We start from the raw sequence: 13,224 nt of genomic DNA on the forward strand, positions 1-13,224 counted from the left end.
CCCCCCCGGGGGTTTCCCCGGGGTTCCCCCGGGCGCACCGGTTTTGCCCTTGGGGGGGCCCCCCCGGCGAAAACGATCCCGCAGCGAGGAAACCGCTGAGGTTCCGCCACCCGACCACGACGCGGCAGAAGCAGCGAGAACAGGCATCAGCCCTCGACGACCGCCGTCGCTTCCAGTTCGACGAGCATGTCCGGCTCGGCGAGGGCGGCCACCCCGATGCCGGTGAACGGGGGCAGCACGGCCCCGCCCAGCTGCGCGCTCGCCCGCGCGCGCCCCGCCATGAACTGCTCGAACTTCTCCGGCGTCCAGTCCACGAGGTAGGCGGTCAGCTTCGCCACGTCCGCGAACGAGGCGCCCGCCGCCGCCAGCGCGGTGGCGACGTTGAGGTACACCTGCTCGACCTGCGCGGCGAGATCGCCCGTCCCGACCCGGTCGCCGTGCGCGTCCCGGGCGACCTGCCCGGCGACGAACACCAGCTTCGAGCCGGTGGCGACCGACACCTGCCGGTACAGCTCGACCTCCGGCAGCCCGTCCGGGTTCACCAGCGTGATGGCCATCGAGTTCCTCCGTGCTCTCTTGTGGTTACCGGGAAACCGTAGGAGAGTGTCGCGTGATGTGGAAGAACGCACTTTTTCGTAACCGGGGAACCTGATGGGAACCACGAACTTCACCAGCCCGCTCGAAGACGAGGCCGACCTGCGGCGCGCCGACTCCCTCGCCCGGGAGATCTTCACCGAGGTCGCCAACAAGTGGGCGTTCCTGATCATCGATCTGCTCGGGGAGGAGCGCAGCCTGCGCTTCAGCGAGCTGCGCGCGCGGATCGAGGGCATCAGCCACAAGATGCTCACCCAGAACCTGCGGATGCTGGAGCGCAACGGCCTGCTGGACCGCACCGTGCACCCCACCGTGCCGCCGCGGGTGGACTACGAGCTCACCGAACCGGGACGGGCGCTGCGCCAGGTCGTGCACGGGATGTGCGACTGGACCCACACCTACCTAACGAACATCGACGCTTCCCGCCGTGAATTTGACGGATAGGTGGTTCGTTTGCGGAGGGGTGGGGTGGCGGAACCTCAGCGCTTCCCTCGCTGCGGGATCGATTTCACAGGTGGCTCCGCCACATGAGAAATCGCTGTCCTCGCGAGGAAAGCGCTGAGAACCCGCTGCGGTGCCGGTTGCTCTGGTGGTCGTCAGCTCAGCGGCTGCGCCGCTGACAGGCAATGGACTGAGAGGCGGTTGGGGGTTCAGGGTTTTGGGTGAGGGTTGCCATTGCTCGGTCGAATTCCCAGAAGGCTCGCATCGAGATGAGCAGGCCGGTGTCGTCCACGCGGTAGAGGAAGACGCCGTCGGCGTCCATCGTCGCGCCGTCGGGGAGGTGGGTGCGGATGCGGCCGGTGTTGGCGACCTCCGAGCCGGCGGCGAACGAGTCGTGCACGTGGAAGTGCAGGCTCGCCGCCCCGGCGATCACCGAGTCCCAGAACGCGCCGATCGCCGCCGTGCCCCGATGCCCCTGCCCGGACGGGTCCAGCGGGGACGGGCCCACCGGGTCCTGCACCAGCGCGTCCGCGGCGAACAGCGCCAGCCAGTCCGCCTTCGCGCCGCGCGCCACCGCCGCCATCGAGGCCCGCGCCGCCCGCCGCGCCGGGTGGTCGGCCTCGGTCGCGTCCCACCGCACCGAACCGGTCATCGTCGCCTCCGTCGCATCCGGGCCGCTCATCCGGCCGCCGCCAGCGGGTGGATCACCTCGTCGGCGAAGCGCCGCAGCGAATCCCGCTTCACCTCGATGTCCGCGTCGAAACCGTGGCCGTCGAGCACCCACGGCACCACGATCGCATCGGTCACGCCCGCCGCCTCCTGCTCCCGGTAGCCGTCCGCGCCGAATCGGTCCACGCACACCGCCTGGATCTCGAAGGGCTCCGCCTCGCGGCCGAACTCGGCGCGCAGCTCGCCGAGCCGGGCGATGGTGGTGCGCAGCTCGGCGATCCGCATCATCGCCGAGGACCAGCCGTCCCCGCGGGCCGCCGCCCGCCGCAGCGCCCGCTCGGTGTGCCCGCCGACGTAGATCGGCACTCGGCGGCCGGGGGCGGGGGACATCTGCAGCCGGTCGAAGTCGAAGAACTCGCCGTGGTGCTCCACCATCCCGCCGCCGAGCACCAGGCGCAGCACCTCGATCGCCTCGTCCACCCGCGCTCCGCGCCGCTCGAACGGCGCCCCGCACCACTCGAACTCCTCCGGCGTCCAGCCGATGCCGACGCCGAGCCCGAACCGGTCCCCGGTCAGCGCCGCCACCGACGCCACCTGCCGCGCCAGCAGCAGCGGATTGCGCGGGCCCAGCTTCAGCACCGAGGTGTAGAACCGCAGCCGCTCGGTCACCGCGCCCATCGCCGCGGCCGCCACCAGCGGATCGGTCCACGGCGTCTCCTCGGTCCACATCCGCTCGCCGTCGGGGGTGTACGGGTAGTCGGCGGCGACGTGCTCGGAGTAGAACAGCGAGTCCGGCAGCGCGATCGCGGCGAACCCGGCCTCCTCCGCCGCGCGTGCCAGCGCGGTCAGCTCCGGCAGCGGGCACATGGCCACGGACAACGTGAACTCCATCAGCGCTCCCCGGGCCGCGCGGCGCCCACGACCCACATCGAGAAGTATTGCGAGCCCCCGCCGTAGGCGTGCCCGAGCGCGGTGCGCGCCCCGTCCACCTGGTGCTCGCCCGCCCGGCCCATCACCTGCATCGCCGCCTCGGCGAACCGCAGCATCCCGGAGGCGCCGATCGGGTTCGACGACAGCACACCACCGGACGGGTTCACCGGCAGCCTGCCGCCGATCGCCGTCTCGCCCGATTCGGTGAGCTTCCAGCCCTCGCCCTCGGCGGCGAAACCCAGGTTCTCCAGCCACATCGGCTCGAACCAGGAGAACGGCACGTAGAGCTCGGCGACGTCCACTTCGGACATCGGGTCGTTGATGCCGCCCTGCGCCCACAGCGCCGCCGCCGCGTCCCGCCCGGCCTGCGGGCTCACCTGGTCGCGGCCGGCGAACGTGGTCGGCTCGGTGCGCATCGCCGTGGCGTGGATCCAGGCCACCGGGCGGCCGGTGGCCGCGGCGGCCGGGGGGGGGGGGGGGGCCCCCCCCCCCCCCCCCCCCCCCCCCCCCCCCCGCGGCGCCCCCCCCCCCCGGGGGGAACCCGCCCCCCGCCCCCCCGCCGCGCCCCCCCGGGCGGGGGGGCCCCCGGGGGCGGGGCGGGGGGGGGGGGGGGGGGGGGGGCCCCGCGCGGGGGGGGGCCCCCCCCCCCCGGGGGGGCGGGGGCCCGCGGCGGCGTGCTCGTCGCCGAGCACCATCGCGCACGCCCCGTCCGAGGACGGGCAGGTCTCGTCGTAGCGGATCGGATCCCACAGCATCTGCGAGGCCAGCACCGATTCCACCGTCAGGTCCGCCTGCCGCACGTGTGCCCACGGGTTGCGGCTGCCGTTGCGCCGGTCCTTGACCGCCACCATCGCCCCGATGTGCGGCGGGGCGCCGGAACGGCGGATGTAGGAGCGCACGTGCGGGGCGAAGTAGCCGCCCGCGCCCGCGCCCACCGGCATCGAGAACGGCGGCATGATCGACAGCGCCCACATGGCGTTCGACTCGGACTGCTTCTCGAACGCCACCGCCAGCACGCGGCGGTGCACCCCGGCCTGCACCAGGCTCGCCGCCACGTTCGCGGTCGAGCCGCCCACGGAACCGGCGGTGTGCACCCGCAGCAGCGGTTTCCCGGTGGCGCCCAACGCATCGGCGAGCACCAGCTCCGGCATCATCACACCCTCGAACAGGTCGGGGGCCTTGCCGACGACGACCGCGTCCACCTCGTCCCAGCCGACCTCGGCGTCGGCCATCGCCCGGTCCACCGCCTCCCGGCACAACCCGGCCATCGACACGTCGGTGCGGCGGCTGGCGTGCCGGGTCTGGCCGGTTCCGAGCACCGCGGCGATCTGCTTGCCCATCAGCCCTCCATCACGCACACGAGGTTCTGCTGCAACGCGGGTCCGCTGGTGGCGTGCGCGAGGACCTTTCCCGCCTCGCCCGACCACACGCGCCGCGCCGCCTCGCCGATCCGGGTGAGCCCGGCGGCGAACATCGGATTGCCGCACAACGCCCCGCCCGAGGGGTTGATCCGCACCGACCCGCCGAGGCCGAGGGCGTCGCGCAGCAGCAGCTCCTGGTGGGTGAACGGCGCGTGCAGCTCGGCGAGCTCGACGCCGTCGGCGCCCGCCGCCCGCCCCGCGTCCGCGGTGGACGGTGAAGCGGTGAGGTCCCGGCCGCCCAGCTCGGCCGACTCGATGCGGTGTTCCACCCCGGTGATCCACGCCGGGCGGTCCCGCAGTTCCCGGGCCCGCCCCGCGCTCGCCAGCAGCACCGCCGAGGCTCCGTCGGTGATCGGCGCGCAGTCGTGCGCGCGCAGCGGATCCGCCAGGTACGGCCGCGCCAGCAGCTCCGCGACCAGCACCCGGCCGGACAGCTGCGCGTGCGGGTTGTGCTCGGCGTCGGCGCGCGAGCGGGCCGCGACCTCCGCCATGTCCTGCTCGGCGAACGCCCCGGACTCCAGGCCGAGCCGCGCCTGCAACCCCGCGACGCCCACCGAGTCCGGCCACAGCGGCGCGGCGAAGTACGGGTCCAGCTGCATCGCCAGCACCCGCCGCAGCTCACCCGCCGAGGACTTGCCGAAGCCGTACACCAGCGCCGTGTCCACCTCGCCGGCGCGGATCTTCACCCACGCCTCGTACAGCGCCCACGCCGCGTCCATCTCCACGTGCGACTCGTTGATCGGCGGGAACGCGCCGATCGCGTCGATCGCCGCGATGAACGAGAACGCCCGGCCCGCCAGGTAGTCCGAGGAACCCGAGCACCAGAAACCCACGTCCTCCGTGCGCATCCCGGCGCCGGAGAGCAGTTCCTCGAACACCGGCACCAGCATCTCCACGCCGTTCGTGGTGCCGCTGGTGGCGCGGACGTTCGGCGCCTGGGCGAAACCCACGACGGCCACATCGCTGTCGGTCATGCGCGCTCCCAACGCCGGCGGGCGGTCACAGGTGGTGGGCGTAGGACTCGTACGGCGCGTCCGGTTCACCGGACGGGCGGAAGTGGTCGATGTTGCGCAACGTCGTGTCCCACTCGGCGCGCGGCTTCCACTCCGCCCGCACCCGCATGCCCATCCGGACCTCCTCGGCCGCGCACCCCAGCACCAGGTGCAGGAACGCGATGTCCGCACCGTCGAGCAGCACGTAGGCCGCGACGTAGGGCGGGGTGATGCGCTGGCCCAGGAACGGGACGTTGACGATGCAGAACGTCGTGACGATTCCGGTGTCCGGGAGCTCCACCTCCTGCTCGGTGGGCACGCCGTCGGTGGGGCAGGCGCCGCGCGGCGGGATGTAGACCTTGCGGCAGGCCGGGCACCGCTGGCCCAGCAACCGGCCCTCGGCGAGGCCGCGCAGGTAGCGGCTCTCCTCCGGGGAGGCGGAATGCCGGTAGTGCAGGTGGATCGGGGTGGTCAGCAGCTGCACGGGTTCGAGGCCGGAGTCGTCCCGCGGCGCGGAGGAGGTGGTGTTGCCGGGCGCACCGGCATCACCGGGTGAATCGGTGTCGCCGGGAGAACCGGAACCGCCGGGCGAATCGGTGTCGCCGAGGGAATCGGGACCGTCGGGAACCGGGTCGAAGCAGGCGATGTCCCGGATGCCGCCGACCCGTTCCGCCGCCCACCGCGCCCGCACCCGCATCCCGGTGCGCATCCGGTCCGGCGACCCGCCGTCCACCGCGTGCAGCAGCGCGGTGTCCGCCCCGTCCAGCCGCACCAACGCCCAGGCGAACGCGTGCGGCAGCGGCTGGCCTTCGAGCGGTTCCGGGATCCACGACCAGCTGCGCACCGTCCCGGTGTCGCCGACCTCGACGAGCTCGTCGAGCGGGGCGGCGGTGACCGGGTCGTGCTCGACGGCGGGCACGTGCACCCGGCCGTCCGAGCCGCGCACCCCGGTGATCCGCCGCTGCCGCAACCCGGCGGCGAAGCGGCCGAGCACGGGGCCCGGCGAACGGGTGTAGTCGAAGCCGACTTCGAGCGGGGCGCTGAGCGGTTCCGCGATCTCGGTCACGCGATGAAGTGAAACATGTTCTCGCCAAGGCGGCAACGTTCGGCGCACGATGGGGGCAGCCGCGGCCACCCGGCCGCACCCCGACGCGAGGAGGCCCGCCGTGCGGCTCGGACTGCAACTCGGATATTGGGGAGCGGCGCCCCCGGCGGACGCCCCGGCACTGGTCGCCGCCGCCGAATCCGCCGGTTTCGACGGGGTCTTCGCCGCCGAGTCCTGGGGTTCCGACGCGTTCACCCCGCTGGCCTGGTGGGGCAGCGCCACCAGCCGGGTGCGGCTGGGCACCTCGGTGGCGCAGCTGTCCGCGCGGTCCCCGGCGGCCTGCGCGATGCACGCGCTCACCCTCGACCACCTCTCCGGCGGGCGCCACGTGCTCGGGCTCGGCGTCTCCGGGCCGCAGGTCGTGGAGGGCTGGTACGGCGCCCCGTTCGGGAAACCCTTGGCGCGCACCAGGGAATACGTCGACGTGGTGCGCCAGGTGCTGGCCCGCGAGGCGCCGGTGCGCAACGACGGCCCGCACTACCCGCTGCCGGCCACCGGTCCGGGCGCGCTCGGGCTCGGCAAGTCGCTGCGGCCGATCACCCATCCGCTGCGCGCGGACCTGCCGATCTGGCTCGGCGCCGAGGGGCCGCGCAACGTGGCGCAGACCGCGGAGATCGCCGACGGCTGGATCGCGGTGTACTTCTCGCTGCGCGCCGCCCCGCTCTACCAGCAGTGGCTCGCCGACGGCTTCGCCCGGCCCGGTGCGCGGCGGGACCGCGCCGGGTTCGAGGTCGCCGCCACGTGCCAGGTCGTGGTCACCGACGATCCGGCCGCGGCGAAGGAGCAGGTCAAGCCGTCGCTGGCACTCTACATCGGCGGCATGGGCGCGACCCGGATGAACTTCCACGCCGACCTGTTCCGGCGGATGGGCTACACCGCCGCGGTCGAGGAGATCACCGCGCACTTCCAGGCCGGGCGCCGCGCCGAGGCCGTCGCCGCGGTGCCGGACGAGCTGGTGGACGACGTCGCCATCATCGGCGACCGCGAGCAGGTCCGCGCCGGGGTCCGCGCCTGGCGGCGGGCCGGGGTGGACGTGCTGCTGGTGGGCTGCCGGGACGTCGCGCAGCTGCACGCGGTGGCGGACGCGGTGCTCGGCGCGGACGACGAGCCCTTGCCGTCGAAGTGAAACGCGTTCTAGCTTGGTGGGAACCGCCGGCCCCGGGAACAGGAGTGCGCCGTGACCGACATCGGACTCTGGAACATCGCCGCCGAACATCCCGGCCGCACCGCGCTGATCACCCCGGAGGAGCGGGAGATCGGCTACGGCGAACTCGCCGCCGAGGCCGACCGGCTCGGCCGCGGCTGGCAGGCGATGGGGCTCGAACCCGGCGACAGCGTGGTGCTGCTGCTGCCGAACGGACCCGAGCTGCTCGCCGCCTACTTCGCCGCGCTGCAGACCGGGCTGTACGTGGTCACGGTGAACTGGCACCTCGTCGGCGCCGAGATCGCCTACATCCTCGGCGACAGCGGGGCGAAGGCGTTCCTCGCGCACGAGCGCTTCGCCGCGGCCGCCACCGATGCCGCCGACCGCGCCGAGCTGGACGAGCACCGCCGGTTCGCCGTCGGCGAGGTCCCGGGGTTCCGGCCGCTGGCCGAGCTCGGCGGGGGGGGGGGGGGGGGGCCCCCCCCCCCCCCCCCCCCCGCCGGGGGGCGGGGGGGGGGGCCCGGGGGGCCCGGCCGGGGCCCGCGCGGGCCGCGGGCCCCCCCGCGACCCGCCCGGACGTGCGCACCGCGGGCTCGCCGATGCTCTACACCTCCGGCACCACCGGCAGGCCCAAGGGCGTCCGCCGGGCGCTGACCGGCGCCGATCCCGACCAAGTCCCGGTGTACTCGCAGTGGTTCTTCGGCATCTTCGGGCTGGAACCGTTCGACGGGCACGTGCACCTGTGCGGCTCGCCGCTGTACCACACCGCGGTGCTCAACTTCGCGAGCATTTCGCTGCAGCTGGGCCATCCGGTGGTGCTGGTGGACCGGTGGGACCCGGAGCGGATGCTCGCGCTAGTCGAGCGGCACCGGGTGACGCACACGCACGTGGTGCCGACCCAGTTCCACCGGCTGCTGGCGCTGCCCGAGCAGGTGCGGGAGCGCTACGACGTCTCCTCGATGCGCGTCGCCATCCACGGAGCCGCGCCTTGCCCGATCGAGGTGAAGCAGCGGATGCTCGACTGGTGGGGGCCGGTGGTCGTCGAGTACTACGCGGCCACCGAGGGCGGCGGCACCGTGATCCCCGCCGCCGAGTGGCTGCGCAAACCCGGTTCGGTCGGCCGGGCCTGGCCCGGGTCGGTGGTGCGGGTGCTCGACGACGACGGGGCGGAGCTGCCGCCGGGGGAGGTCGGGACCGTGTACATGCGGATGGGCACCTCCAGCTTCGAGTACCACCAGGCCCCGGAGAAGACCCGCGAGGGACGCGTCGGCGACCTGTTCACCCTCGGCGACGTCGGGTACCTCGACGAGGACGGGTACCTGTACCTGCGGGACCGCAAGAGCGACCTGATCATCTCGGGCGGGGTGAACATCTACCCGGCGGAGATCGAGAACGCGCTTTCGGTGCACCCGAAGGTCGCCGACGTCGCCGTGTTCGGCGTGCCGCACGAGGACTGGGGCGAGCAGGTCAAGGCCGTCGTGCAGCCCGCGCCCGGTGTCGCGGGGGAGGAGGCGCTCACCGCGGAACTGCTGGAGTTCGCCGCGGACCGCATCGCCGGGTTCAAGTTGCCGCGCATCGTCGACTACACCGACGAACTCCCGCGCGACCCCAACGGCAAGCTCTACAAACGCAAGCTCAAGTCCTGACCGCACTCGCCCGGACGGTTCAGGTGAACGGCTCCGCCCGATCGGACGGGCCGTTCACCCGGCGGTCATTCGCCGCGGAAGCGGGGCGTGCGCTTCTCCGCGAAGGCGCGGGGGCCCTCCTTCGCGTCGGCGCTGCGGAAGACCTCCAGGCCCAGCCGGGTGTCGACCTGGAAGGCCTCCTGTTCCGGCATGCCTTCGGTCTCGCGCATGGTGCGCAGGATCGCGCGCACCGCCAGCGGCCCGTTCGCGGCCACGAGCTCGGCGAGTTCCAGCGCGGTCGGCAGCGCCTCGCCGTCCGGCACCACCCGGCCGATGAGCCCGACGTCCGCGGCCTCCTCGGCGCTGAGGTGCCTGCCGGTCAGCAGGATCTCGGCGGCCCGCGCGTAGGGGATCTGCCGCGGCAGCCGCACCGCGGAACCGCCGAGGGGGAACAGGCCCCACCGGCACTCCGAGACGCCGAACCGCGCGCTGCGGCCCGCGATCCGGATGTCGGTGGCCTGCAGGATCTCGGTGCCGCCCGCGACGGCCGGGCCTTCGACGGCGGCGATGAGCGGTTTGGTGAGCCTGCGGCCCTTCAGCAGCGGTTCGATCACCGACAGGTCCCGCCCCGCCGTGGTGTCGCCGGGGTGGCTGCTGGTCATGGCCTTGAGGTCCGCGCCGGCGCAGAACGCGCCGCCCGCGCCGGTGAGCACGCAGGCGCGGATGTCGGGATCGGCGTCCACCTCGTCCCAGGCGCGCTGCATGATCGCCATCATCTCGGCGGACAGCGCGTTGCGGGCTTCGGGCCGGTTGAGCGTCACGACCAGCACCGGACCGCGCCGGTCCACCAGGCAGTGCGGGGATGTTCCGGACATGCGTTCCTCCCGGGGTGCGAGCGGGAAAGCCTTGCAGGGAAACGTGAACCGATCGGCCCGTTGCCTCGAACGATAACATGTTCTAATTTCGATCGGGTGGCACACAACATCGCGGATCTCTTCGAGCACGCCGTCGACCTGACACCCGAGCGCGTCGCCGTGATCTGCGGCGAGCGCCGGGCCACCTTCGCCGAACTGGAACGCCGATCGAACCGGCTCGCCCACCACTGGGCCGACCGCGGGCTGGGCCGGGGCTCGCACATCGGGGTGCACACCCGCAACCGCATCGAAGCCCTCGAAGCCATGCTGGCCGCGTACAAGCTGCGCGCGGTCGCGGTCAACGTCAACTACCGCTACGTGGCGGGAGAACTGCGCTACCTCTACGAGGACGCCGACCTCGTCGCACTGGTGCACGAACGCCGCTACGCCGACCGGGTGGCGCAGGCGCTGCCGCCCGGGCTGCGGCACGTGCTCGTCCTGGAAGACGGCAGCGACCTGGACTGCGACGCGACCCCCTACGAGACCGCCCTCGCCGAGGGCTCCGACGAGCGCGACTTCCCGGCCCGCTCCGACGACGACCTGTTCCTGCTCTACACCGGCGGCACCACCGGCGACCCGAAGGGCGTGATGTGGCGCCACGAAGACGTCTGGCGCACCCTCGGCGGCGGCATCGACTTCATGACCGGCGAACCGATGGCCGACGAGTGGCAGCAGGCCCGCGATGGCGCCGCGAACGGCGGGCTGGTGCGCTTGCCGGCCGCCCCGTTCATCCACGGTGCCGCGCAGTGGGCCGCCTTCGGGAACCTGTTCGCCTGCAGCCCCGTCGTGATCGTCCCCGAGTTCGACCCGCACGAGATCTGGCGCGCCGTCGAACGCCACGGCGTGCACGTCCTGGCCATCACCGGCGACGCGATGGCCCGGCCGCTGATCGAAGCGCTGCACGAGGGCGAGCACGACGTGTCCTCGCTGGTCGCGATCTCCAGCAGCGCCGCGCTGTTCTCCCCGTCGGTGCAGCGCCAGTACCTCGACGCGCTGCCCGGCGTGCTGCTCACCGACTCCATCGGCAGCTCCGAAACCGGGTTCAGCGGCATCGGCGTGCTCAGCGCGGACACCTCGACCACCGGCGGGCCCCGGGTGAACGCCGACGCGGCCACCGCGATCATCGGCCGGGACGGGACGCTGCTGCCGCCGGACTCGACCGAGGTCGGGCTGCTCGCCCGCTCCGGGCACGTGCCGCTGGGCTACTACAAGGACCCGGACAAGACCGGCGCGGTGTTCGTGGAGATCGACGGCACCCGCTACGTGGTGCCCGGCGACTACGCCCGCTACGAAGCCGACGGCACCGTCACCATGCTCGGCCGCGGCTCGATGTCGGTGAACACCGGCGGCGAGAAGGTCTACCCCGAAGAGGTCGAGGGCGTGCTCAAGGCGCACCCCGCCGTGTTCGACGCGCTCGTGTTCGGCGTCCCCGACGAGCGGCTCGGGCAGTGCGTGGCCGCCGTCGTGCAGACCCGCGACGGGGCCGCGCCCGTCTGGGACGACCTGGACCGGCACGCGCGCGAGCACATCGCCGGGTACAAGGTGCCGCGCAAGCTGTGGCTGGCGGGGGAGGTGCGCCGCTCGCCCAGCGGCAAGCCGGACTACCGGTGGGCCCGCGGGCTCGCCGAGCGGTTCCGGCCGAGCTGCGCCCGCTCCGGCAGAACTCCCGCCGCAGCAGCCGAATCCGGCCCGCAGCGCACCGCCGCCGAGAAGTCCGACCCACCCGCCGACGACCCCGGCTCCGCCGCGCGGGACGCGGCCGAAAGGACCCCCTGATGCGCACCGACCTCTGCGACCGGCTCGGCATCGAGCACCCGATCGTCGCCTTCACCCCGTCCGAGCACGTCGCCGCCGCCGTCAGCCGCGCGGGCGGGCTGGGGGTGCTCGGCTGCGTGCGGTTCAACGACGCCGCCGAGCTCGACGCGGTCCTGGACTGGATGGACCGCAACACCGGCGACCGCCCGTACGGCGTGGACGTCGTGATGCCCTCCACCGTGCCCACCGAAGGGTCCGATGTGGACCTGGCGGCGATGGTGCCGCAGCAGCACCGGGATTTCGTGCGCCGCACCCTCGACCGGCTCGGCGTGCCGGAGCTGCCCGCCGGGCAGGGGGCCGGGGACGCGGTGCTCGGCTGGCTGCACTCGGTGGCCCGCTCGCACGTGGACGTGGCGCTGCGGCACCCGGTCGCGCTCATCGCCAACGCGCTCGGTTCCCCGCCGCCGGACGTGATCGGCCGCGCCCACGAGCGCGGCGTGCAGGTCGCGGCGCTCGCCGGCAAGGCCGAGCACGCCCGCAGGCACGTCGAACAGGGCGTGGACCTGGTCGTGGCGCAGGGCCACGAGGCGGGCGGGCACACCGGCGAGATCGCCACCATGGTGCTGGTGCCGGAGGTCGTCGACGCCGTCGGCGACCGGGCCCCGGTGCTCGCCGCGGGCGGCATCGGCTCCGGGCGCCAGATCGCGGCCGCGCTGGCCCTGGGCGCGAGCGGGGCGTGGATGGGTTCGTACTGGCTGGCGACCCGCGAGTACGCGCAGACCACCGGCGGCGCGGCGATGCAGCGCGCGCTGGTCGCCGCGGGTTCCGCGGACACGGTGCGCACCCGCATCTACACCGGCAAACCGGCGCGGCTGCTCAAGACCCGCTGGACCGAGGCGTGGAGCGAACCGGACGCGCCCGAGCCGCTGCCGATGCCGCTGCAGAACATCCTGGTCAGCGAGGCGCACCAGCGGATCAGCGCGGCCGAGGACCCGGAGGTGGTCTCGATGCCGGTGGGGCAGGTCGTGGGCCGGATGAACGCGGTGCGCGGCGTCGACGAGCTGATGGGCGAGCTGCTCCGCGAGGCCGACGACACCCTCGCCCGCCTGGGCCGCCTGCGCTGACGCCCGTCGTCCGGGGCGGGCCGATCCCCCCGCCGCGGCCGCCGGGGTGCGCGTCGGCGGCAGCGCCCTCGTCCGGTGCTGCCTACAGGACCCCGACGCGGTGCAGCGGATGTGGGACCTGGGGGTGCGGCTGCCGGGCTACCTGTTCGCGGCGGTGGCGCTGCTGCTGCGGACCGCGGTGCTGCGGACCGCGGTGCGCCACGGCGCGTTCACCGACCTGGTACCGCGCCGGATGGCCGCGCTCGGGTGGTTTCTGGTGCTCGGCGTCCCGGTCGCCGCCGCGGTGACCGGGTGGTCGCGGCAGGCCCTGGTCGCGAGCACGGTCCCGGCGGCCACCCCGCCCGACGTGTTCGGCGGCGGCCAGCCGTGGCAGGCGATGAGCGGCAACCCGTTCCCGTGGTTCGCGGTGCTGGCCGGGCTCGCCGCCCTGATCCTCGCCCGGATCATGCGGGAAGCCGTGCGGATGCGCGAGGACCTGGCGGGGACGGTGTGACCGCCGACGACGAGCCG

12 protein-coding genes and 1 pseudogene are annotated in these 13,224 nt (G+C 73.9%); 6 read left to right on the plus strand and 7 right to left on the minus strand.

Annotated elements, in window-relative coordinates:
- Positions 1 to 146: 146 nt before the first annotated feature.
- A complete protein-coding gene (locus tag LCD31_RS13895; protein ID WP_224958563.1) occupies positions 147 to 557 on the minus strand; it encodes a RidA family protein in 411 nt (136 codons plus the stop codon).
- Positions 558 to 651: 94 nt separating this feature from the next.
- Here LCD31_RS13895 and LCD31_RS13900 point away from each other — a divergent pair, with 94 nt between their 5' ends.
- Entirely contained in the window at positions 652 to 1,038 is a 387-nt protein-coding gene (locus LCD31_RS13900; RefSeq protein ID WP_224958565.1) for a helix-turn-helix domain-containing protein, read from the plus strand.
- A 157-nt stretch (positions 1,039 to 1,195) separates the two neighbouring features.
- Here LCD31_RS13900 and LCD31_RS13905 read toward each other — a convergent pair whose 3' ends face one another.
- From LCD31_RS13905 to LCD31_RS13925, 5 genes are read right to left on the minus strand one after another with little or no spacing between them, the layout of a single operon-like run.
- Positions 1,196 to 1,687, minus strand: coding sequence for a nuclear transport factor 2 family protein (locus LCD31_RS13905; RefSeq protein ID WP_224958567.1), 492 nt, complete (start codon positions 1,685 to 1,687; stop codon positions 1,196 to 1,198).
- Positions 1,688 to 1,713: 26 nt separating this feature from the next.
- Complete coding sequence (locus tag LCD31_RS13910; protein ID WP_224958569.1) at positions 1,714 to 2,595, minus strand: TIGR03619 family F420-dependent LLM class oxidoreductase; 882 nt, start codon at positions 2,593 to 2,595, stop codon at positions 1,714 to 1,716.
- On the minus strand, positions 2,595 to 3,974 hold the full coding sequence (locus LCD31_RS13915; RefSeq protein WP_224958570.1) for a thiolase domain-containing protein: 1,380 nt from the start codon (positions 3,972 to 3,974) through the stop codon (positions 2,595 to 2,597). The genes LCD31_RS13910 and LCD31_RS13915 overlap by 1 nt, the downstream gene beginning before the upstream one ends.
- Entirely contained in the window at positions 3,974 to 5,029 is a 1,056-nt protein-coding gene (locus LCD31_RS13920) for a thiolase domain-containing protein (protein WP_224958571.1), read from the minus strand. Before LCD31_RS13920 ends, LCD31_RS13915 begins: the two co-directional genes overlap by 1 nt.
- 25 nt (positions 5,030 to 5,054) lie before the next feature.
- On the minus strand, positions 5,055 to 6,113 hold the full coding sequence (locus LCD31_RS13925; protein WP_224958572.1) for a Zn-ribbon domain-containing OB-fold protein: 1,059 nt from the start codon (positions 6,111 to 6,113) through the stop codon (positions 5,055 to 5,057).
- A gap of 100 nt (positions 6,114 to 6,213) precedes the next feature.
- On the opposite strand from LCD31_RS13925, the gene LCD31_RS13930 reads away from it, so the two are divergent.
- Both LCD31_RS13930 and LCD31_RS13935 read left to right on the plus strand, forming a co-directional pair.
- Complete coding sequence (locus LCD31_RS13930) at positions 6,214 to 7,278, plus strand: LLM class F420-dependent oxidoreductase (protein WP_224958573.1); 1,065 nt, start codon at positions 6,214 to 6,216, stop codon at positions 7,276 to 7,278.
- 51 nt (positions 7,279 to 7,329) lie between these two features.
- A pseudogene (locus tag LCD31_RS13935) lies at positions 7,330 to 8,942 on the plus strand (acyl-CoA synthetase).
- Between the two features lie 65 nt (positions 8,943 to 9,007).
- On the opposite strand, the gene LCD31_RS13940 reads toward LCD31_RS13935, so the two are convergent.
- Positions 9,008 to 9,796, minus strand: coding sequence for a crotonase/enoyl-CoA hydratase family protein (locus LCD31_RS13940; protein WP_224958574.1), 789 nt, complete (start codon positions 9,794 to 9,796; stop codon positions 9,008 to 9,010).
- A gap of 96 nt (positions 9,797 to 9,892) precedes the next feature.
- Here LCD31_RS13940 and LCD31_RS13945 point away from each other — a divergent pair, with 96 nt between their 5' ends.
- The 3 genes from LCD31_RS13945 (at position 9,893) to LCD31_RS13955 (ending at position 13,207) form a co-directional block, all read left to right on the plus strand.
- Positions 9,893 to 11,611: an acyl-CoA synthetase gene (locus LCD31_RS13945; RefSeq protein ID WP_224958575.1), complete on the plus strand. Its 1,719-nt coding sequence runs from the start codon at positions 9,893 to 9,895 to the stop codon at positions 11,609 to 11,611.
- Complete coding sequence (locus LCD31_RS13950; RefSeq protein ID WP_224958576.1) at positions 11,611 to 12,714, plus strand: nitronate monooxygenase family protein; 1,104 nt, start codon at positions 11,611 to 11,613, stop codon at positions 12,712 to 12,714. The genes LCD31_RS13945 and LCD31_RS13950 overlap by 1 nt, the downstream gene beginning before the upstream one ends.
- Positions 12,715 to 12,814: 100 nt before the next feature.
- Entirely contained in the window at positions 12,815 to 13,207 is a 393-nt protein-coding gene (locus LCD31_RS13955; protein ID WP_374108137.1) for a hypothetical protein, read from the plus strand.
- Positions 13,208 to 13,224 lie beyond the last annotated feature (17 nt).

The sequence above is a fragment of the Saccharopolyspora sp. 6M genome, from assembly GCF_020176775.1.
GTDB classification, from domain to species: domain Bacteria; phylum Actinomycetota; class Actinomycetes; order Mycobacteriales; family Pseudonocardiaceae; genus Saccharopolyspora_C; species Saccharopolyspora_C gregorii.

Coding starts and splice junctions, on each gene's coding strand:
- LCD31_RS13895 (WP_224958563.1), bottom strand. CDS start 557: ATGGCCATCACGCTGGTGAACCCGGACGGGCTGCCGGAGGTCGAGCTG.
- LCD31_RS13910 (WP_224958569.1), bottom strand. CDS start 2,595: ATGGAGTTCACGTTGTCCGTGGCCATGTGCCCGCTGCCGGAGCTGACC.
- LCD31_RS13940 (WP_224958574.1), bottom strand. CDS start 9,796: ATGTCCGGAACATCCCCGCACTGCCTGGTGGACCGGCGCGGTCCGGTG.
- LCD31_RS13900 (WP_224958565.1), top strand. CDS start 652: ATGGGAACCACGAACTTCACCAGCCCGCTCGAAGACGAGGCCGACCTG.
- LCD31_RS13905 (WP_224958567.1), bottom strand. CDS start 1,687: ATGACCGGTTCGGTGCGGTGGGACGCGACCGAGGCCGACCACCCGGCG.
- LCD31_RS13915 (WP_224958570.1), bottom strand. CDS start 3,974: ATGGGCAAGCAGATCGCCGCGGTGCTCGGAACCGGCCAGACCCGGCAC.
- LCD31_RS13920 (WP_224958571.1), bottom strand. CDS start 5,029: ATGACCGACAGCGATGTGGCCGTCGTGGGTTTCGCCCAGGCGCCGAAC.
- LCD31_RS13950 (WP_224958576.1), top strand. CDS start 11,611: ATGCGCACCGACCTCTGCGACCGGCTCGGCATCGAGCACCCGATCGTC.